This window comes from Streptomyces sp. BK208 (assembly GCF_004364245.1).
Classification (GTDB): Bacteria; Actinomycetota; Actinomycetes; order Streptomycetales; family Streptomycetaceae; genus Streptomyces.
The window spans coordinates 148266-167961 of the sequence record NZ_SOAV01000008.1; the positions used below are offsets into that span (position 1 = coordinate 148266).

At 70.8% G+C, this 19696-nt stretch carries 16 protein-coding genes; 11 read left to right on the top strand and 5 right to left on the bottom strand.

What is annotated here, in order from left to right; all coding sequences use genetic code 11:
* The first annotated feature begins 153 nt into the window (after positions 1-153).
* The 5 genes from EV562_RS20915 (at position 154) to EV562_RS20935 (ending at position 6703) form a co-directional block, all read left to right on the top strand.
* On the top strand, positions 154-951 hold the full coding sequence (locus EV562_RS20915) for a PspA/IM30 family protein (RefSeq protein WP_279588508.1): 798 nt from the start codon (positions 154-156) through the stop codon (positions 949-951).
* Positions 952-972: 21 nt separating this feature from the next.
* Positions 973-1257, top strand: a complete 285-nt coding sequence (locus tag EV562_RS20920) for a hypothetical protein (RefSeq protein ID WP_133888354.1) — start codon at positions 973-975, stop codon at positions 1255-1257.
* Positions 1258-1485: 228 nt separating this feature from the next.
* Positions 1486-2727 (top strand): histidine kinase, encoded by a 1242-nt coding sequence (locus EV562_RS20925; protein WP_133888355.1) that lies wholly within the window; start codon positions 1486-1488, stop codon positions 2725-2727.
* Positions 2724-3407: a response regulator transcription factor gene (locus EV562_RS20930; RefSeq protein WP_133888356.1), complete on the top strand. Its 684-nt coding sequence runs from the start codon at positions 2724-2726 to the stop codon at positions 3405-3407. Before EV562_RS20925 ends, EV562_RS20930 begins: the two co-directional genes overlap by 4 nt.
* A 179-nt stretch (positions 3408-3586) precedes the next feature.
* Positions 3587-6703, top strand: a complete 3117-nt coding sequence (locus EV562_RS20935; RefSeq protein WP_133888357.1) for an efflux RND transporter permease subunit — start codon at positions 3587-3589, stop codon at positions 6701-6703.
* Positions 6704-6860: 157 nt separating this feature from the next.
* Here the strand turns inward: EV562_RS20935 and EV562_RS20940 are convergent, their stop codons facing one another.
* Both EV562_RS20940 and nadA read right to left on the bottom strand, forming a co-directional pair.
* Positions 6861-8375, bottom strand: coding sequence for a DUF4246 domain-containing protein (locus EV562_RS20940; protein ID WP_133888358.1), 1515 nt, complete (start codon positions 8373-8375; stop codon positions 6861-6863).
* A 103-nt stretch (positions 8376-8478) separates the two neighbouring features.
* Positions 8479-9663, bottom strand: coding sequence for a quinolinate synthase NadA (nadA, locus tag EV562_RS20945; protein WP_133888359.1), 1185 nt, complete (start codon positions 9661-9663; stop codon positions 8479-8481).
* 280 nt (positions 9664-9943) lie between these two features.
* Here nadA and EV562_RS20955 point away from each other — a divergent pair, with 280 nt between their 5' ends.
* A complete protein-coding gene (locus EV562_RS20955) occupies positions 9944-10300 on the top strand; it encodes an iron-sulfur cluster assembly accessory protein (RefSeq protein WP_133888361.1) in 357 nt (118 codons plus the stop codon).
* 105 nt (positions 10301-10405) lie between these two features.
* Here EV562_RS20955 and EV562_RS20960 read toward each other — a convergent pair whose 3' ends face one another.
* Both EV562_RS20960 and EV562_RS20965 read right to left on the bottom strand, forming a co-directional pair.
* Positions 10406-11938, bottom strand: coding sequence for a hypothetical protein (locus EV562_RS20960; protein ID WP_133888362.1), 1533 nt, complete (start codon positions 11936-11938; stop codon positions 10406-10408).
* 113 nt (positions 11939-12051) lie between these two features.
* Positions 12052-12261 (bottom strand): hypothetical protein, encoded by a 210-nt coding sequence (locus tag EV562_RS20965; protein ID WP_133888363.1) that lies wholly within the window; start codon positions 12259-12261, stop codon positions 12052-12054.
* A 132-nt stretch (positions 12262-12393) separates the two neighbouring features.
* Here EV562_RS20965 and EV562_RS20970 point away from each other — a divergent pair, with 132 nt between their 5' ends.
* Entirely contained in the window at positions 12394-13368 is a 975-nt protein-coding gene (locus tag EV562_RS20970; protein ID WP_133888364.1) for a carbohydrate kinase family protein, read from the top strand.
* 123 nt (positions 13369-13491) lie between these two features.
* Here the strand turns inward: EV562_RS20970 and EV562_RS20975 are convergent, their stop codons facing one another.
* Positions 13492-14874 carry a cysteine desulfurase/sulfurtransferase TusA family protein gene (locus EV562_RS20975; protein ID WP_133888365.1) on the bottom strand — a complete coding sequence of 461 codons (1383 nt, stop codon included), beginning with the start codon at positions 14872-14874 and terminating at the stop codon, positions 13492-13494.
* Between the two features lie 330 nt (positions 14875-15204).
* Between EV562_RS20975 and coxB the strand changes: the two genes are divergently transcribed.
* The 4 genes from coxB (at position 15205) to EV562_RS20995 (ending at position 19696) form a co-directional block, all read left to right on the top strand.
* Positions 15205-16164 (top strand): cytochrome c oxidase subunit II, encoded by a 960-nt coding sequence (gene coxB / locus EV562_RS20980; protein WP_133888366.1) that lies wholly within the window; start codon positions 15205-15207, stop codon positions 16162-16164.
* Entirely contained in the window at positions 16161-17897 is a 1737-nt protein-coding gene (gene ctaD, locus EV562_RS20985; protein WP_133888367.1) for a cytochrome c oxidase subunit I, read from the top strand. Before coxB ends, ctaD begins: the two co-directional genes overlap by 4 nt.
* Positions 17894-18292: a cytochrome c oxidase subunit 4 gene (locus tag EV562_RS20990; protein ID WP_133888368.1), complete on the top strand. Its 399-nt coding sequence runs from the start codon at positions 17894-17896 to the stop codon at positions 18290-18292. Before ctaD ends, EV562_RS20990 begins: the two co-directional genes overlap by 4 nt.
* A 129-nt stretch (positions 18293-18421) precedes the next feature.
* Complete coding sequence (locus EV562_RS20995; RefSeq protein ID WP_133888369.1) at positions 18422-19696, top strand: Ig-like domain-containing protein; 1275 nt, start codon at positions 18422-18424, stop codon at positions 19694-19696.

Consider the following 19696-nt stretch of genomic DNA (forward strand, 5'->3'; position numbering starts at 1 on the left):
CGGACGGGGAGCGTGCGCAGTCGTCCTTGGGGATGAGCGCATCCGTCCCCGAACAGTGCGGTAATGGATGCAGGGCCCGTACTGTGGGTTCTGTTGCAGTCGCTGGAGCTGGAGTCGGTCAGAAGGGGGCGCGCGAAGCCCATGAGCGGTGTCATGAAGCGTATGGGGATGATCTTCCGCGCGAAGGCCAACAAGGCCCTTGACCGGGCCGAGGACCCGCGCGAGACCCTCGATTACTCGTACCAGAAACAGCTGGAGCTGCTGCAGAAGGTGCGCCGCGGCGTCGCCGACGTGGCCACCAGCCGCAAGCGCCTGGAGCTTCAGCTCAACCAGCTCCAGTCCCAGTCGGGCAAGCTGGAGGACCAGGGCCGCAAGGCGCTGGCGCTGGGCCGCGAGGACCTGGCCCGCGAGGCGCTCTCCCGGCGCGCCGCCCTCCAGCAGCAGGTCACCGACCTGGAGACGCAGCACGCCACGCTGCAGGGCGAGGAGGAGAAGCTCACCCTTGCGGCCCAACGCCTCCAGGCCAAGGTGGACGCCTTCCGCACGAAGAAGGAGACCATCAAGGCCACCTACACGGCGGCTCAGGCGCAGACCCGCATCGGCGAGGCGTTCTCCGGCATCTCCGAGGAGATGGGCGACGTCGGCCTGGCCATCCAGCGGGCCGAGGACAAGACCGCCCAGCTCCAGGCCCGGGCCGGCGCCATCGACGAGCTGCTCGCCTCCGGCGCCCTCGACGACCAGTCCGGCATGCGCAAGGACGACATCCAGGCCGAGCTGGACCGGCTCTCCGGTGGTACGGATGTAGAGCTGGAACTGCAGCGCATGAAGGCCGAGCTGGCCGGGGGCTCCACCGCCGACCGCCAGGCCATCGAGGGCGGCCAGGGTCAGGGCCAGGCCCCGTCCCAGTCCCAGCAGCAGCCGCAGGACACCCCGCGCTTCGACAAGCAGTAGCCCACGCCTAGGAGGGCCGACATGATCGTACGGATCATGGGGGAGGGACAGCTGAAGCTGGCCGACGGCCGGCTCACCCAGCTGAACGAGCTGGACGACGAGCTCCTCGCCGAGATGGAGAACGGCGACGGCCCCGGCTTCCGGGCGACCCTCCAGGCCCTCCTGGCCAAGGTCCGCGAACTGGGCGAGCCCCTCCCGGACGACACCTTGGAGCCGTCCGACCTCATCCTCCCCTCCCCGGACGCCACCCTGGAGGAGGTCCGCGAGCTGCTGAGCGACGACGGCCTCATCCCGGGAAGCGCCTGAGCACCCCGGCCAGGCACTCCAGCCGCTGCGGCGCCGCACTGACGCCGGCCGGCATCCCCGTCTCGTGCGGTGCCGTGCTGACGCCGGTCGAGATGTCCAGCCCGTCCGGCGTTTGAGGACGAGGCCCGTTCAGGGCCGAAGCGGGGTCGGGGGGCGCAGCCCCCAGCCGACGCCCACCGAACACCGGCCCCTCAAAAGACACGCCCACTCCGGCTACCGTAAAAAACCGTGAGCACCCTCGCCCGCGCCCGCTGCACCATCGGCGCCCACCCCTCCGCCCTGGACGCCACCCTGGCCGCGGCCGTCCTGCTGTGCATGGTCGCCGGCTCCTTCGTGGACCCGCACGGCCCGAAGGGCGTCAGCTGGAGCCTGCGCACCCCCGACGTCCTCAGCCTCGCCCTGATGACCGCAGGCGCCGCCGCGCTCGCCTTCCGGCGCCGAAGGCCGATGACGGTCCTCGCCGTCACCGGCGGAGCCTCCGTCGTCGAGAGCGTCACCGGCGACCCGCGGGCCCCCGTCGTCATGGCGGCCGTCATCGCCCTCTACACCGTCGCCGCCTCCACCGACCGGCCCACCACCTGGCGGGTCGGCCTGCTCACCATGACCGTGCTCACCGGCGCCGCCATGCTGGCCGGACCCCTGCCCTGGTACGCGCAGGAGAACCTCGCCGTCTTCGCCTGGACCGGCATCGGCGCCACCGCCGGGGACGCCGTCCGCAGCCGCCGCGCCTTCGTGCAGGCCATCCGGGACCGGGCGGAGAAGGCCGAACGCACCCGGGAGGAGGAGGCCCGTCGCCGCGTCGCCGAGGAACGCCTGCGTATCGCCCGCGACCTGCACGACGTCGTCGCGCACCACATCGCCCTGGTCAACGTGCAGGCCGGGGTCGCGTCGCACGTCATGGACAAGCGGCCCGACCAGGCCAAGGAGGCCCTCGCCCACGTACGGGAGGCCAGCCGGAGCGCGCTGGACGAACTGCGGGCCACCGTCGGGCTGCTCCGCCAGACGGGCGACCCGGAGGCACCGACCGAGCCCGCCCCGGGCCTGGCCCGCCTCGACGAACTCGTGGGCACCTTCCACCACGCCGGACTGCGGATCGAGCTGGCCCGCACCGACCAGGACACCGAGCTGCCCGCCGCCGTCGACCTCGCCGCCTACCGCATCATCCAGGAGGCGCTGACCAATGTGCAGAAGCACGCGGGGCGACAGGCCAAGGCCGAGGTCAGCGTCGTACGGGTGGGGCCGAACATCGAGGTGACCGTGCTCGACGACGGCACCACCGAGGGCGACGCCGCCGACGCCCCCGCCGAGGGCGGCGGGCACGGTCTGCTCGGGATGCGCGAGCGCGTCACGGCCGTGCGCGGCACCCTCACCACCGGTCCCCGCTACGGAGGCGGGTTCCGCGTGCATGCGATCCTTCCGGTCAGGAACCGCACCGACGCCGCCACCGACGCCCTCAAGGACCCCGTATGACGATCCGTGTCCTGCTCGCCGACGACCAGGCGCTGCTGCGCAGCGCCTTCCGGGTGCTCGTCGACTCCGAGCCCGACATGGAGGTGGTGGGGGAGGCGTCCGACGGGGCGGAGGCGGCCCGGCTGGCCGCCGAGCGGCGGGCCGACGTGGTGCTGATGGACATCCGGATGCCCGGCACGGACGGCCTCGCCGCCACCCGCATGATCAGCGCCGACCCGTCCCTCGCCCACGTCCGCGTGGTCATACTGACCACCTTCGAGGTGGACGACTACGTGGTGCAGTCGCTGCGCGCCGGCGCCTCCGGCTTCCTCGGCAAGGGCTCGGAGCCCGAGGAGCTGCTCAGCGCGATCCGCGTCGCGGCCGGCGGCGAGGCGCTGCTGTCGCCGGCCGCCACCAAGGGCCTGATCGCCCGCTTCCTCGCCCAGCAGGGCACCGACGACGAGGACCGCGACCCGGCTCGCGCCGAGCGGCTGGAGTCGCTGACCGTGCGGGAGCGGGAGGTGCTGGTCCAGGTGGCCGGCGGGCACTCCAACGACGAGATCGCCGAGCGCCTCGAGGTCAGCCCGCTCACCGTGAAGACGCACGTCAACCGGGCCATGGCCAAGCTCGGCGCCCGCGACCGCGCCCAGCTGGTCGTCATCGCGTACGAGTCCGGGCTGGTACGTCCAAGGGTGGAGTGACCTACGCCTCCGTGTACTGCGGAGGGAGTAGGCGCGGGATAAGGAAATGGACCTGGGGCCTAGGGATGCGGGGCCGTCCATGGCTCAGGGTGTTGGGGTGGGCGCTCACCTGTGTCGCCCGCGCCGGCGCCGCCATGTGCCCCGTCCCCCGCTCGGCCACAGAAGAGAGACCCTGATCCATGTCCTGGCTGTCGAGATTCAGCCTCGCGCAACGGGCCCTGATAGGGCTGATGTCGATCGTCGCGCTCGTCTTCGGGGCGATCGCGATCCCCCAGCTCAAGCAGCAGCTGCTGCCCACCATCGAACTGCCCATGGTGTCGGTGCTGGCCCCGTACCAGGGTGCCTCGCCGGACGTGGTCGAGAAGCAGGTCGTCGAGCCGATCGAGGACAGCCTCGAAGCGGTCGACGGGATCTCGGGCGTCACCTCCACGGCCAGTGAGGGCAACGCCGTCATCATGGCGTCCTTCGACTACGGCCCCGACACCCAGCAGTTGGTCGCCGACGTCCAGCAGGCGGTGAACCGGGCCCGCGCCCAGCTCCCCGACGACGTGGACCCGCAGGTCATCTCCGGCTCGACGGACGACATCCCGACCGTCGTCCTCGCCGTCACCTCGGACAAGGACCAGCAGGCGCTGGCCGACCAGCTCGACAAGACGGTCGTGACCGAGCTGAAGGACATCGACGGCGTCGCCCAGGTCGTCGTCGACGGCGTCCGCGACGTCCAGGTCACCGTCACGCCGGACCCGGCGAAGCTGGCCGCGGCCAAGGTGAGCCCGCAGGCACTCGCCCAGTCCCTCCAGGCGGGCGGCGCGACCGTCCCGGCCGGCTCCTTCGACGAGGCGGGCGCCAACCGCACCGTCCAGGTCGGCGGCGGCTTCACCTCGCTGCGGCAGATCCAGGACCTCATGGTCACCGGTGAGGGCGTCGACAAGCCGGTCCGCCTCGGCGACGTCGCCACCGTCAAGGAGGAGGAGGCCAAGGCCGACTCCCTCACCCGCACCAACGGCAAGCCGTCCCTCGCGGTCGCCGTGACGATGGACCACGACGGCAGCGCGGTCTCCATCTCGAACGCCGTCGAGGACAAGCTCCCCGACCTGCGCGAGCAGCTCGGCTCCGGCGCGACCCTCACCGTCGTCAGCGACCAGGGCCCGGCGGTCTCCAAGGCCATCTCCGGTCTGACCACCGAGGGCGGGCTCGGTCTGCTCTTCGCCGTCCTGGTCATCCTGGTCTTCCTGGCGTCGATCCGCTCCACCCTGGTCACCGCGGTCTCCATCCCGCTGTCGGTGGTGCTGGCGCTGATCGTCCTGTGGACGCGCGACCTGTCGCTCAACATGCTGACGCTGGGCGCGCTGACCATCGCCATCGGCCGCGTCGTCGACGACTCGATCGTGGTCCTGGAGAACATCAAGCGGCACCTCGGCTACGGCGAGGAGCGCAAGGACGCCATCCTGGGCGCCGTCCGCGAGGTCGCCGGAGCGGTCACCTCGTCCACCCTCACCACGGTCGCCGTGTTCCTGCCGATCGGTCTGGTCGGCGGCATGGTCGGTGAGCTGTTCGGCTCCTTCAGCCTCACCGTCACCGCCGCGCTGCTCGCGTCCCTGCTGGTGTCGCTGACGGTCGTCCCGGTGCTGTCGTACTGGTTCCTGCGGCCCCCGAAGAACACGCCGGAGGACGCGGCCGAGGCCCGCCGCCTCGCGGAGGAGAAGGAGGCCAAGAGCCGCCTCCAGCGCTTCTACGTCCCCGTCCTGCGCTTCGCCACCCGCCGCCGGCTGACCAGTGTGGCCATCGCGGTCGTCGTGCTGGTCGGCACCTTCGGCATGGCGCCGCTGCTCAAGACGAACTTCTTCGACCAGGGCGAGCAGGAGGTCCTCAGCGTCAAGCAGGAGCTGAAGCCCGGCACCAGCCTCGGCGCGACCGACGAGCAGGTCCAGAAGGTCGAGAAGCTGCTCGGCGGCACCGAGGGCGTCAAGGACTACCAGGTCACCATCGGCTCGTCCGGCTTCATGGCCGCCTTCGGCGGCGGCACGGACACCAACCAGGCCTCGTACCAGATCATGCTGGAGGACTCGGCGTCCTCCGAGGAGGTCCAGGACCACATCGAGGACGGGCTGGCGAAGCTCGGCGACGGCATCGGCACCACCACGCTCGCCGCCGGTGACGGCTTCGGCAGCCAGGACCTGAGCGTCGTCGTCAAGGCCGCCGACGGACAGGTGCTCCGCGACGCCGCCGAGCAGGTCCGCAAGGCGGTCGCCGGGCTCGACGACGTCACCGACGTCACCAGCGACCTGGCGCAGAGCGTGCCGCGCATCTCGGTCAAGGCCAACGCGAAGGCGGCCGGGGCCGGTTTCACCGACCAGACCCTCGGCGCCGCCGTCGCCCAGGCGGTGCGCGGCACCCCGGCGGCCAAGGCGACCCTGGGCGACACCGAGCGCGACGTCGTCATCAGGTCGGCACAGCCCGCCCGCACGATGGCCGAGCTGAAGGCGCTGAACCTGGGTCCGGTCAAGCTCGGTGACATCGCCACCGTGCAGCTGGTGGACGGCCCGGTCTCGATGACCCGGATCGACGGGCAGCGCGCGGCGACCGTCACCGCCAAGCCGACCGGCGACAACACCGGCGCGGTCAGCGCGGACCTCCAGTCGAAGATCGACGGCCTGGACCTGCCGACCGGCGCCACGGCCGAGATCGGCGGCGTCACCGCCGACCAGGACGAGGCCTTCGTCAACCTGGGCCTCGCCATGCTCGCGGCGATCGCCATCGTGTTCATGCTGCTGGTCGGCACCTTCCGGTCGCTGGCCCAGCCGCTGATCCTGCTGGTGTCCATCCCGTTCGCGGCGACCGGCGCGATCGGCCTGCTGATCGCCACCGGCACCCCGATGGGCGTCCCGGCGATGATCGGCATGCTGATGCTGATCGGCATCGTGGTCACCAACGCCATCGTGCTGATCGACCTGATCAACCAGTACCGCAAGCAGGGCTACGGCGTCGTCGAGGCCGTGATCGAGGGCGGCCGCCACCGGCTGCGCCCGATCCTCATGACGGCACTGGCGACGATCTTCGCCCTTCTCCCGATGGCGCTCGGTGTCACCGGTGAGGGCGGCTTCATCGCCCAGCCGCTCGCGGTGGTGGTGATCGGCGGTCTGATCACGTCGACGCTGCTGACCCTGCTCCTGGTGCCGACGCTCTACGCGATGCTGGAGCTGCGCAAGGAGCGGCGCGCGAAGAAGCGGGCGGCGAAGAAGGGCCTGCCCGAGCAGTCGCAACCCTCGGAGGAGCCGGAGCCGGCCCAGGTCTGAGACCCCCGGCACGGCGAATCCGCCGGCACGACGAAGGGCGCCCCCGTGGACTCTCCACGGGGGCGCCCGCGTTCGGCCGCTCAGTGCTCAGTGCTCAGTGCTCAGTGCTCAGTGCTCGGTGCTTGGTGGTCAGTGCTTACGGCTCAGTGCTCACGGCTCAGTGCTCGCACAACGAGAACTCGCGCTCGTAGAGCTGTTCGTTGTGCTCGTCGACGAAGAACTTGCGTTCCCGCATCAGCTCTTCGCGGAAGGCCCTGGCCTGTTCCAGCGTCATCGTCGAGGTCTCGGCCCAGGGCTGCTGCGGCGGCACGTCGGAGGTCGAGACGATCGTCTCCGACGGGTCGACCAGGAAGAACGCGAGGATCTTGCGGTGCCCGGGCCGGGCGGGGTCCGCGAGGCGGAACGAGTCGACGCGGTGCTGCAGGACGTTCGGGAACGCCAGGCAGCGGCCCGCCGGGGTCGATGCCGATCCCAGCACCTGGTTCAGCGCGTCCTCGTCCTCCAGGCCGTAGACCTCACGCATTCCGTTGTCGTCATTCTGTTCGTAGCTCGGGTCGCCCAGCGCCGTGCGGAAGCTCAGCCGGCTCTCGGTGATGTTCTCGCTGTCCCAGTAGTAGATGCCGGTCGAGACGATCCGCTCGTTCAGCATGCCCTCGACGTGCCAGGAACCGCCCGCGTACTCGGGCTTGTCCGGGGTGAGGTGGACGGTGGCGAGCTTGACGATGACCTGGAGACGGCGGCCGCGCAGGTCGACGCGTGCCGATTCGCCGGGCGTCTCGGGCGGGGTGAAGTCCGGGGCGTCCGGGACGTTCGGGCGGCGGTTCTCCCACCAGTCGTCGCAGGCCTCTTCCCATGCCTGCACGGCCTCTTCGTAGGCCTTTTCGTCGCTGAAGTCGGACTCCTCGGGTTCCTCCGGCTCCTCCGACTCGTCGTACCACCCGTACGGATCGGCCTCGATCCGCGGGGGACGCGGGTGGCGCAGGTCGGTGAGCACGTTCTCCCACAGCGGGCGCATGCGCGCGAACAGGTCCGGCAGGACGGACGCCAGCGCGCGATGGTCCTCGGGGTGGACGTTGTTGACGTACGAACGGAAGGCGACCTCGCCGTCGTCGCTGACGTCCACGTCCGTGGGCAGCCACTGGAACCGCTCCGAGAACTCGTACTTCGCGTACTGCTTCGTGGGGTTCCGCCAGGCCCGCTCGGGGGCGCCGCTCGCCTCCCGCACCAGGCAGAACAGGGAGGGGTGCACCAGGTCCAGTACCTGGCCGTCGGATCCGGGATGCCAGTCCCGCTCTTCTTCGGGGACCTCTTCCAGGACCCGGACCGCCTCACGCAGCCGGGAGCGGAGCTCGTCGTCGATCAGTGTGTCCGACTGCCACACCCCGTCCACGGCGGCCACCTCGACGCCGGTCCGAGCGTCCCGCAGCGCGGCGTAGTGCGCGAGTTCGGCGAGCACGTAACGCACCTGCGCCTCGGTGAGGCCCTGGGCGACCGCTTCCCGCGACCATCTGGCAAGGATGTCGGGGTCGTTCATCTTCTCGGACCACTCCGGCTTCGACCGGATGTGGGCGCTGCACCGCATCATCTCGAGCTCCCGCAGCGTCCGGGGTTTCACGGACGGTATGGAGCGGGTCGAGTCGAAGGGCAGTGGGAAAGCAGACAGGCCGGTCAATGCTCTGGATCCTCCCAGTCGGGGTGCGGCGGCGGGAAGCCTATGGCAACGGACTGACACCGCGGCCACGGGTTTCCCGCCCGCTCGCGCCGACCCGACCGGGTTACGGCAGCGCCAGCATCCGCTCCAGTGCCAGCTTCGCGAACGCCTCCGTCTCCCGGTCGACCTCGATGCGGTTGACCAGGGTGCCCTCGGCCAGCGACTCCAGGGTCCAGACCAGGTGCGGCAGGTCGATGCGGTTCATGGTCGAGCAGAAGCAGACCGTCTTGTCGAGGAAGACGATCTCCTTGTCCTCGGCAGCGAAACGGTTCGCCAGGCGGCGGACCAGGTTCAGCTCCGTGCCGATGGCCCACTTGGAACCGGCCGGGGCCGCCTCCAGGGCCTTGATGATGTACTCGGTCGAGCCGACGTAGTCCGCCGCCGCGACGACCTCGTGCTTGCACTCGGGGTGCACCAGGACGTTCACGCCCGGGATGCGCTCACGCACGTCGTTGACCGAATCCAGGCTGAAGCGGCCGTGCACCGAGCAGTGACCCCGCCACAGGATCATCTTCGCGGCGCGCAGTTCCTCCGCGGTCAGCCCGCCGTTCGGCCGGTGCGGGTTGTAGACGACGCAGTCCTCCAGGGACATGCCGAGGTCGCGCACCGCCGTGTTGCGGCCGAGGTGCTGGTCGGGCAGGAAGAGGACCTTCTCGCCCTGCTCGAACGCCCAGTTCAGGGCGCGCTCGGCGTTGGAGGAGGTGCAGATGGTGCCACCGTGCTTGCCGGTGAACGCCTTGATGTCCGCGGACGAGTTCATGTACGACACCGGCACGACCTGCCCGGCGACCCCGGCCTCGGTCAGCACGTCCCAGCACTCGGCGACCTGCTCGGCGGTGGCCATGTCGGCCATGGAGCAGCCGGCCGCCAGGTCGGGCAGGACCACCTTCTGGTCGTCCGAGGTCAGGATGTCGGCCGACTCCGCCATGAAGTGCACACCGCAGAAGACGATGTACTCCGCCTCCGGGCGCGCCGCCGCGTCCCGGGCCAGCTTGAAGGAGTCGCCCGTGACGTCGGCGAACTGGATGACCTCGTCGCGCTGGTAGTGGTGACCGAGCACGAAGACCTTGTCGCCGAGCTTCTCCTTGGCCGCGCGGGCGCGCGCCACCAGGTCCGGGTCGGAGGGCGAGGGCAGGTCGCCGGGGCACTCCACACCGCGCTCGCTCCTCGGGTCGGCCTCACGGCCGAGGAGCAGCAGGGCGAGGGGCGTCGGCTGTACGTCGAGCTCCTGGGTTTGGGCGGTGGTCACGACACGCACCCTTTCTCTTTTTCGTCGACCCTTTTCGTCGAACTGACGCTATATATCATAACCGGTTCACGTCACTTTGACGATGGCCATAGTGTCGGTGTGACGTGAATCCCGGTGTCCGATCCGTCGTCCGTCCACAGCCGCTGACCGCCGGCCGGGGCGTGTGCGAGCATGAAGGGGGCGCCGAGGACAAAGACTCGGCCCCGCCCGGAATGAATCCGCGGCTCCGTCGGTTGACACCGTCGGCAAGCAGTCTCCGTACAACCCGGGAGAGATGTAGATGTCCGTATCGGACGAGACCACCACCGTCACCGACGGCATCATCCTGACCGACGCCGCCGCGGCCAAGGTCAAGGCCCTGCTCGACCAGGAAGGCCGCGAAGACCTGGCGCTGCGCGTCGCCGTCCAGCCCGGCGGCTGCTCCGGCCTGCGTTACCAGCTCTTCTTCGACGAGCGCTCGCTCGACGGAGACGTGGTGAAGGACTTCGGCGGCGTCAAGGTCACCACCGACCGCATGAGCGCCCCGTACCTCGGCGGTGCCACCATCGACTTCGTGGACACGATCGAGAAGCAGGGCTTCACGATCGACAACCCGAACGCGACGGGCTCCTGCGCCTGCGGCGACTCGTTCAGCTGACCGGCTGAGCCGCCGCGAGGCGGCGGAACGCGCGAAGGGCGGCGGCCCGGGATTCCTCCCGGGCCGCCGCCCTTCCGTCACTTCGGTCGGGCGGCGGGTGCGGTGTCACCGGCCCTGGGACGGAGCCGGCAGCCGCGCGCCCGGCTTGTGCACCGGGACGTCCTCGCCGTCCGAGCCCACGACCGTCCGGGCGCCGAGCGGCTCGTCCAGCGGCACCGTCCGCTCGTACTCCTCGGCGATCAGGACGCAGACCTTGTCCGGATGCGGGGTCTCGGTCACCGTGACGGTCACCTTCCCGCCGCTCTCCTCGGCCTTCGCGTCGTAGTCGGAGCACACCCCGCCCGTGAAGTGCACGGTCAGCTCGCCGTCGGCGGCCGTGTAACCGCTCACCCGCACGTCCCGCGGCTTCCCGGGCTTCGACGTCGGCTCGTCGGACGGGGAGGGCGAGGGGGGCGAGGCGGGGGCCGCCGTCGTCAGGTACTCCGGGTCGACCGCCGGATGGGTGACCGTGACGGTGCCGTCCACGCCCGGCGACCGCACCTCGAACAGCCAGGACGGAACCAGCGTCTGCCGTCCCCGCACCGGATGCGCGGCCAGCCCGAACACCGCGTCCTCGACGGTCGCAGTCCGCTTCCTCCCCGCCCCGGGCTGCTCCGACGCGCCGGTCGGCGGCGTGCACGGCACGTCGGTCCGGTCCTGGCGCGGCGCGGACCCGGTGCACCCGCCGACGCCTCCGACGGCCCCGGCGCCCGCCCCCGGCTCGTTCAGCAGCGCCAGCGTCCGCCCGGCGTCCAGGACGGGATACGTGTCCCCCTTGACCGGCGCCTTCACCTGGCCGCTGCCGCCGACCACCTCGCCCCGCGCGCCGACGACGATCCCGGTGGTCCAGCCGTACGTGGGCAGCCCGCCCACCTCAGGCGCCGCGTTCACGGCGCGCCGGGCCCCCATGACCCGGCTCGCGTCCAGCTTGGCGTCGTCCTGGCCCAGCGCCTTCAGTACGGGCGCCGCCGCCTTCTTCGCGGCCGCCTCGCCCACCGGGCCCCCGTCGGCCGAGGGGGCCTTGCAGGCGGCGCCCTTCCCGCAGTCGTCGGTGCCGGGCGCGTAGCGGTGGAAGCTCCAGGTGCCCGGCGCCCGCCGGTCCACCGTGAGCAGCGGACCGGAACCGTCCCCGGCGTTGCCGACCTGCCACGCCCCGCCCCGGGTGCGGGGGGCTCCCTCGACGCCGAGAGCCTCGGCCAGCCGGGTCACCTCGGCCTCGGTGACGTCGCCCTCGGCCCGGTACACGGGCGCCGAGCCGGGCCCCTCGGGGAGCGGGCCGTCGGCGCGGTAGGTGACGCCGTACGGGTCGGGTTCGCCGGGTGCGATGCCGTTCGAGCCGCCCTCGGGGGACGACGTCCCGTGGTCGTCGAGGGGGAGGGGCGGGGGAGTGTCGTCGCCCGCGGCCCCGGACGTGGTACCGCCGTCCGGGTCGTCGCCGGTGGCGGACGTGGCCAGGTAGGCACCGCCGGCTCCCACGAGCAGCACCGCGGCGGCCATCGACGCGACCGCGACCGCCCGGGGACGCCGCCGCGCGGGACGCCCGGAGCCGGCCTCGGGGGCGGCGTCGGCGTCGTCGTTGTCGGGTCGCTCGGTGTTCACCGCATCGCTCCTTCGGCCGGTGCTGGGGACAGCGATGGGACGCGGTGGACCGGGATCCGGTTCCCGGCGCCGGCGCGGATCGCCCGAACGGCCCCCGGGCCGGCCAGGGGCGCTCAGTCGCCGTAGTCCGACATCGCCTCCAGCAACCGGGCCGAGGCCGGCGGCACCCGGACGCCGTGGATGAGGGCGAGCGGCACCGGCCGGGCGAGGACGTGGGCCGGCGGCGACCAGCGCGGGGACATCCGGGCGCAGTCACCGCGCAGCGACTCCAGGTCGCCGTCGAGGTCGGCCGGGGCGGGGTCGGCGGTCCGCGGATTCGTCATGACAGAACCGTAGGCACGTCCCGTACCGCGAAGAAAGTTGTACTACCGGGTAGTTTCGCCTCCTTCGGTGGGGCCTCCGTCCCGGGTAGCGTGAACCGTCAACCCGCCTCCCCTCAGGAGAGAGTCCACGCCGTGCGCATCGCAGTCACCGGCTCCATCGCCACCGACCACCTCATGACCTTCCCCGGCCGCTTCTCCGACCAGCTCGTAGCGGACCAGCTGCACACGGTCTCGCTCTCCTTCCTGGTCGACCAGCTGGACGTGCGCCGGGGCGGCGTCGCCGCGAACATCGCCTTCGGCATGGGTCAGCTCGGCACCCGGCCGATCCTGGTCGGCGCCGCGGGCGCCGACTTCGACGACTACCGCGCCTGGCTGGACCGGCACGGCGTCGACACCGACTCGGTGCGCATCTCCGAGACCCTGCACACCGCCCGTTTCGTCTGCACCACCGACGCCGACCACAACCAGATCGGCTCCTTCTACACGGGTGCGATGAGCGAGGCCCGCCTCATCGAGCTGAAGACCGTCGCCGACCGCGTGGGCGGCCTCGACCTGGTCTCCATCGGCGCCGACGACCCGGAGGCGATGCTCCGGCACACCGAGGAGTGCCGCGCGCGGTCCATCCCCTTCGCCGCCGACTTCTCCCAGCAGATCGCCCGGATGAACGGCGACGAGATCCGGATACTGCTGGACGGGGCGACCTACCTCTTCTCCAACGAGTACGAGAAGGGGCTCATCGAGACCAAGACCGGCTGGAGCGACGCCGAGATCCTCGACCGCGTCGCCCACCGCGTCACCACCCTCGGCGCGCGGGGCGTGCGCATCGAGCGGGCCGGCGAGGCGACCCTGGAGGTCGGCGTCCCCGACGAGGAGCGCAAGGCCGACCCCACGGGCGTCGGCGACGCCTTCCGCGCCGGGTTCCTGTCGGGACTGGCGTGGGGCGTGACGCTGGAGCGGGCGGCGCAGGTGGGCTGCATGCTGGCGACCCTCGTCATCGAGACGGTGGGGACGCAGGAGTACCAGCTGCGGCGCGGGCACTTCATGGAGCGGTTCACGAAGGCGTACGGGGACGAGGCCGCGGAGGAGGTCCAGGCGCACCTGGGCTGACCCGCGGGGCTGCGGCCAAGGGGGAGCCTCTTGGGGCGCGGTGCCGTGGGCGGGTGCGCGGGGGCCGGTCGCGTCCACGCGGCGGAGCCGCACATCGGCACCGCCCCGAGCCCCTTCCCGGCGTCAGCCGGTCCGGCGGATCAAGTACGCCGTTCCCTTTTCCGCCGGTTCCTCGCCCACGTACTCCTGTCCCCGCATCTCGCACCAGGCCGGGATGTCCAGGCGGGCCGCCTCGTCGTCCGAGAGGACGCGGACGGTGCCGCCGACGGGGACGTCGCCGATGACCTTGGCCAGTTCGATCACCGGCACGGGGCAGCGCCGGCCCAGCGCGTCCACCACGAGGTCGGGACCGGCCGCGCGGGCGGTCTGAGTCGCGGCCGGCGCCCCCAGCTTCTCGCGCACCGCGGCCACCGTCCCCGGCAGCACCTCCAGGAACCGCTCGACGTCCTCGGCCGGGGTCCCCGGCGGCAGCGACACCCGGACGTTGCCCTCGCTGAGCACCCCCATCGCCCGCAGCACGTGGCTCGGCGTCAGGGTGCTGCTCGTGCAGGACGATCCGGACGACACGGAGAAACCGGCGCGGTCCAGCTCGTGCAGCAAGGTCTCCCCGTCGACATAGAGACACGAGAAGGTGACGACCCCGGGCAGCCTGCGCACCGGGTCGCCGACCACCTCCACGTCCGGGACCAGGGCCGGCACCCGTGTCCGGATCCGCTCCGTCAGCTCCCGCAGCCGGGCCGCCTCCGCCGCCGCCTCGGCCCGCACCGCCCGCAGCGACGCCGCCGCGGCCACGATCGCCGGCAGGTTCTCGAACCCGGGCGCCCGCCCCGACTCCCGCTCGTCCCCGGGCCCTTGCGGCGCGAACCGGACCCCCTTGCGCACGACGAGCAGCCCCACCCCCGAGGGCCCGCCCCACTTGTGGGCACTGCCCGCGAGCAACGACCAGTCGCCCTCGACGCGCCCCCAGCCCAGCGACTGGGCCGCGTCCACCAGCAGCGGCACCCCGGCGGCCCGGCAGACCTCCGCCACCTCGGCCACCGGCTGCTCGGTGCCCACCTCGTGGTTGGCCGACTGGAGACACGCCAGCGCCGTGTCCTCGCGCAGGGCGGCCGCGTACGCCGCGGGACCGACCGCCCCCGTCCGGTCGACGGGCACCTGCGTGACGCTCCCGCCGCCGGCCTCGTGCACCTCGGCCGTATGCAGCACGGAGGAGTGTTCGACCGCTGACACGATCAGGTGAGTCCCGGCGCGCCGCCTCCCGGCCAGCGCCCCCGCCACCCCCGCATGCACCGCCCGGGTACCCGAAGGGGTGAACACCAGCTCGTCCGCCCGGCACCCCACGGCCTCGGCCGCCGCCTCCCGGGCGGCGTCCAGCAGCAACCGCGCCCGCCGCCCCTCCCGGTACAGCCGCGCGGGATCGGCCCACCCCTCGTCGAGCGACGCCAACAGCGCCTGCCGGGCGACGGGATGAAGGGGAGCAGCGGAAGCAGCATCGAAGTAGGCCACGGGGCAACGCTAGAACGCCGGGGGCTGCAGCGCCCCGTCAGGGGCCGGGGGGCTGTGACATGTGCGGCTCCGCCACGCGGGCGCGACAGGCCACGACGGACCGTCAGCCGCCGAACGACCCGAGCCCCCCACCCCCCGTAGGCGCCCCGTCCCACCCTTAAAGAGTGACCCCCGGCGCGTATGCCACCCTCCCCGCGACCCCCCGGAGGGCGTCGGCTAGGGTTTGGTCCGCATAAACATCAAACCCCTGCCCGACGCAGGGCGGCGACCGACCAGCGAGAAGGCAGGCCGCAGCCAACCGCGCGGGCGAGACTCTCGGGAAGGCGCTACGTGAGTCCCAACGGCTCCGACCGCTCGCCGCGGCGCCCGATGCGGCGGAAGCTGCTGCAGGCACTGACCGCGGGCCTGGTCCTGGCGACCGCCACCGGTTGCACATACGAGGACTTCCCCCGCCTCGGCATGCCCACCCCAACCACGGAAGAGGCTCCGCGGATCCTCTCCCTGTGGCAGGGCTCCTGGGCCGCCGCGCTGGCCACCGGCGTGCTGGTGTGGGGCCTGATCCTGTGGAGTGTGTTCTTCCACCGGCGCAGCCGCACCAAGGTCGAGGTCCCTCCGCAGACCAGGTACAACCTGCCCATCGAGGCGCTGTACACCATGGTTCCGCTCGTCATCGTCTCGGTGCTGTTCTACTTCACCGCGCGTGACGAGTCCGATCTCATGAGCCTCAAGAAGAAGCCCGACCTCACGGTCAACGTGGTCGGCTTCCAGTGGAGCTGGTGCTTCAACCACATCGAGGACGTCCCGGGCTCCACCGGCGACGCCAAGACCTCGAAGGAACTGGCCGGCATTCCGGACCGGTTCATCGAAGACTTCCCGGCGAAGGCCGGCGGCGTCTACGACTGCGGTACCCCCGGCACGGAGAACCCGCAGACCGGCAACCCCGGGCCGACCCTCTGGCTCCCCAAGGGCAAGACGGTCCGCTTCGTCCTGACCTCGCGTGACGTCATCCACTCCTTCTGGGTGGTGCCGTTCCTCATGAAGCAGGACGTGATTCCGGGCCACACCAACGCCTTCGAGGTGACCCCCAACAAGGAGGGGACCTTCCTGGGCAAGTGCGCCGAACTGTGCGGCGTGGACCACTCCCGGATGCTGTTCAACGTCAAGGTCGTCTCCCCGGAGCGCTACGAGCAGCACCTCCAGGACCTCGCGAAGAAGGGGCAGACCGGTTACGTTCCCGCGGGCATCGCTCAGACGAGCCACGAGAAGAACCGGGAGACGAACAACCTGTGAGCATCCTCAACGAACCCCAGGGTGCCTCGGCAGCGGAGGACTCGTACGAGAACGAGCTGCCGGTACGGCGCAAGCAGCCCGGCAACGTCGTGATCAAGTGGCTCACGACCACTGACCACAAGACCATCGGCACCATGTACCTGGTGACGTCGTTCGCGTTCTTCGTGATCGGCGGCGTCATGGCGCTCTTCATGCGCGCCGAGCTCGCCCGGCCCGGTCTGCAGATCATGTCGAACGAGCAGTTCAACCAGGCGTTCACGATGCACGGCACGATCATGCTGCTGATGTTCGCGACGCCGCTGTTCGCGGGCTTCGCGAACTGGATCATGCCGCTGCAGATCGGCGCGCCGGACGTCGCCTTCCCGCGGCTGAACATGTTCGCCTACTGGCTGTACCTGTTCGGCTCGTCCATCGCGGTGGGCGGGTTCCTGACGCCGCAGGGCGCGGCCGACTTCGGCTGGTTCGCCTACTCGCCGCTGTCCGACGCGGTGCACTCGCCCGGGATCGGCGGTGACCTGTGGATCATGGGTCTGGCCTTCTCCGGCTTCGGCACCATCCTCGGCTCGGTCAACTTCATCACCACGATCATCTGCATGCGCGCGCCCGGCATGACCATGTTCCGCATGCCGATCTTCACCTGGAACGTGCTGCTGACCGGTGTGCTGGTCCTGCTGGCCTTCCCGGTGCTGGCCGCGGCTCTGTTCGCGCTGGAGGCCGACCGCAAGTTCGGTGCCCACATCTTCGACTCCTCCAACGGCGGAGCGCTGCTGTGGCAACACCTGTTCTGGTTCTTCGGGCATCCAGAGGTGTACATCATCGCGCTGCCGTTCTTCGGCATCGTCAGTGAGATCATCCCGGTCTTCTCCCGCAAGCCGATCTTCGGCTACATGGGTCTGATCGGCGCGACCATCGCGATCGCGGGTCTGTCGGTGACGGTGTGGGCCCACCACATGTACGTCACGGGCGGTGTGCTCCTGCCGTTCTTCTCCTTCATGACCTTCCTGATCGCGGTCCCGACCGGTGTGAAGTTCTTCAACTGGATCGGCACCATGTGGAAGGGATCGCTGTCCTTCGAGACACCGATGCTCTGGTCCACCGGCTTCCTGGTCACCTTCCTCTTCGGTGGCCTGACCGGTGTCATCCTGGCCTCGCCGCCGCTGGACTTCCACGTGTCCGACTCGTACTTCGTGGTGGCGCACTTCCACTACGTGGTGTTCGGCACCGTGGTGTTCGCGATGTTCGCCGGCTTCCACTTCTGGTGGCCGAAGTTCACCGGCAAGATGCTGGACGAGCGCCTCGGCAAGATCACCTTCTGGACGCTGTTCGTCGGCTTCCACGGCACCTTCCTGGTCCAGCACTGGCTGGGCGCCGAGGGCATGCCGCGCCGCTACGCCGACTACCTGGCGGCGGACGGCTTCACCGCCCTGAACACGATCTCGACGATCAGCTCGTTCCTGCTCGGCATGTCGCTCCTGCCGTTCTTCTACAACATCTGGAAGACCGCCAAGTACGGCAAGAAGATCGAGGTGGACGACCCGTGGGGCTACGGCCGTTCGCTGGAGTGGGCGACCTCCTGCCCGCCGCCGCGGCACAACTTCCTCACGCTGCCGCGCATCCGCAGTGAATCCCCCGCCTTCGACCTGCACTACCCCGAGATCTCCGCGATCGATCAGCTGGAGAACGTCGGCCACGGTGAGAAGGCCCTCGCCGGCGGCAAGGAGGCCGGGAAGTGAAAATCCAGGGCAAGATGTTCATCTGGTTGAGCGTCTTCATCCTCGCCGTGGCGGTCGTCTACGGCTACTGGTCCAAGGAGCCGGCCGGTACCACGGCCCTCTTCCTGGCCTTCGGCCTGGCCATCATGATCGGCTTCTACCTCGCCTTCACGGCGCGGCGGGTCGACGTGGGCGCGCAGGACAACACGGAGGCGGACGTCGCGGACGACGCCGGTGAGGTCGGGTTCTTCAGCCCGCACAGCTGGCAGCCGCTGGCGCTCGGCATCGGCGGCGCGCTCGCCTTCATGGGCGTGGCCATCGGCTGGTGGCTGCTGTACTTCTCGGCACCGATCCTGATGATCGGCCTGTTCGGCTGGGTCTTCGAGTACTACCGCGGCGAGAACCGCACCCAGTAGCACGCACCGCGCACCGAAGGGCCCGGACACTCCGTCAGGAGCGTCCGGGCCCTTCGTCTGCCCTACGGCCTCTCACTCCTCCGGCTCATCCACCGCGCCGCCGCCGACGGTCCTCCCTAGCGTGAGGTCATGAGCATCACGGTTCACTTCCAGGCGCGGGGGCGTACGGTCGTCGGCTGCACCCTGCTGGTGATCGCCCTCGGCGCGAGCGTCACCGCCTGCACCGGCGACGACAATCCGCTGTCCGCCACGCCCTACGACGCGGCGGGCCAGATCTCCTTCAACGGCCCCACGGAGGCCGGGAAGAAGGCCGACCCGGACAAACCCCTGGAGGTGGTGGCCGAGGGCGCCGACGGGCGCATCACGGACGTCACGGCCATGGACGCGGCCGGGCGCTACGTCGCGGGCGAACTGTCCGCCGACGGCGCACGCTGGCACAGCACCTCGCCCCTGGCCGCCAACGCCAGCTACACGGTGCGCGTCAGCACCGAGGACGGGGACGGGGCACCCGGCCGCAAGGTGCTCACCTTCGAGACCGGCAAGCCCGGCGCCAAGAAGGCCCTGGACGTCGTCTTCGGGCCCAAGGCGGGCGCGTACGGCGTCGGCCAGCCCGTCACCGCGGAACTGAGCCAGCCGGTCCGGGACCCGGCCCAGCGGGCCATAGTGGAGCGCGCCCTGAAGGTGCAGTCCACGCCGGCCGTGCAGGGCGCCTGGTACTGGGTGGACGACAAAAAACTCCACTACCGGCCCCAGGACTACTGGCCCGCGCACGCCACCATCAAGGTCCACAGCACCCTGGACGGCATCAAGATCGGCGACCGGATGTGGGGCGGCAAGGCCAAGCCCCTGAAGATCACCACCGAGGACCGCGTCGTCGCCGTCACCGACGCCGCCGCGCACACCCTCACGGTCTTCAAGGACGGCGAGGAGGTCCGGCAGCTCCCGGTCACCACCGGCAAGCCCGGCTTCGAGACCCGCAACGGCGTCAAGGTCGTCCTCGGCAAGGAATCCTTCGTACGCATGCGCAGCACCACCGTCGGCATCGCCGAGGGCTCCTCGGAGTCGTACGACCTGCCGGTCCACTGGGCCACCCGGGTGACCTGGAGCGGCGAGTACGTGCACGCCGCCCCCTGGTCCGTCGGCTCCCAGGGCATCGCCAACGTCAGCCACGGCTGCGTCGGCATGAGCACCGACAACGCGGAGTGGTTCTTCAACGAGGTCCAGGAGGGCGACCTCGTCGAGGTCGTCAACTCCGGCGGCGAGACGATGGAGCCCTTCGGCAACGGCTTCGGCGACTGGAACATGGACTGGGCGAAGTGGCGCACGGGCAGCGCCCTGACCGGCGGCACCGGCAGTGCCGCGGGCACGGGTGAGCAGGCCAGGCTGAGACCGGAAAGCGTCTGA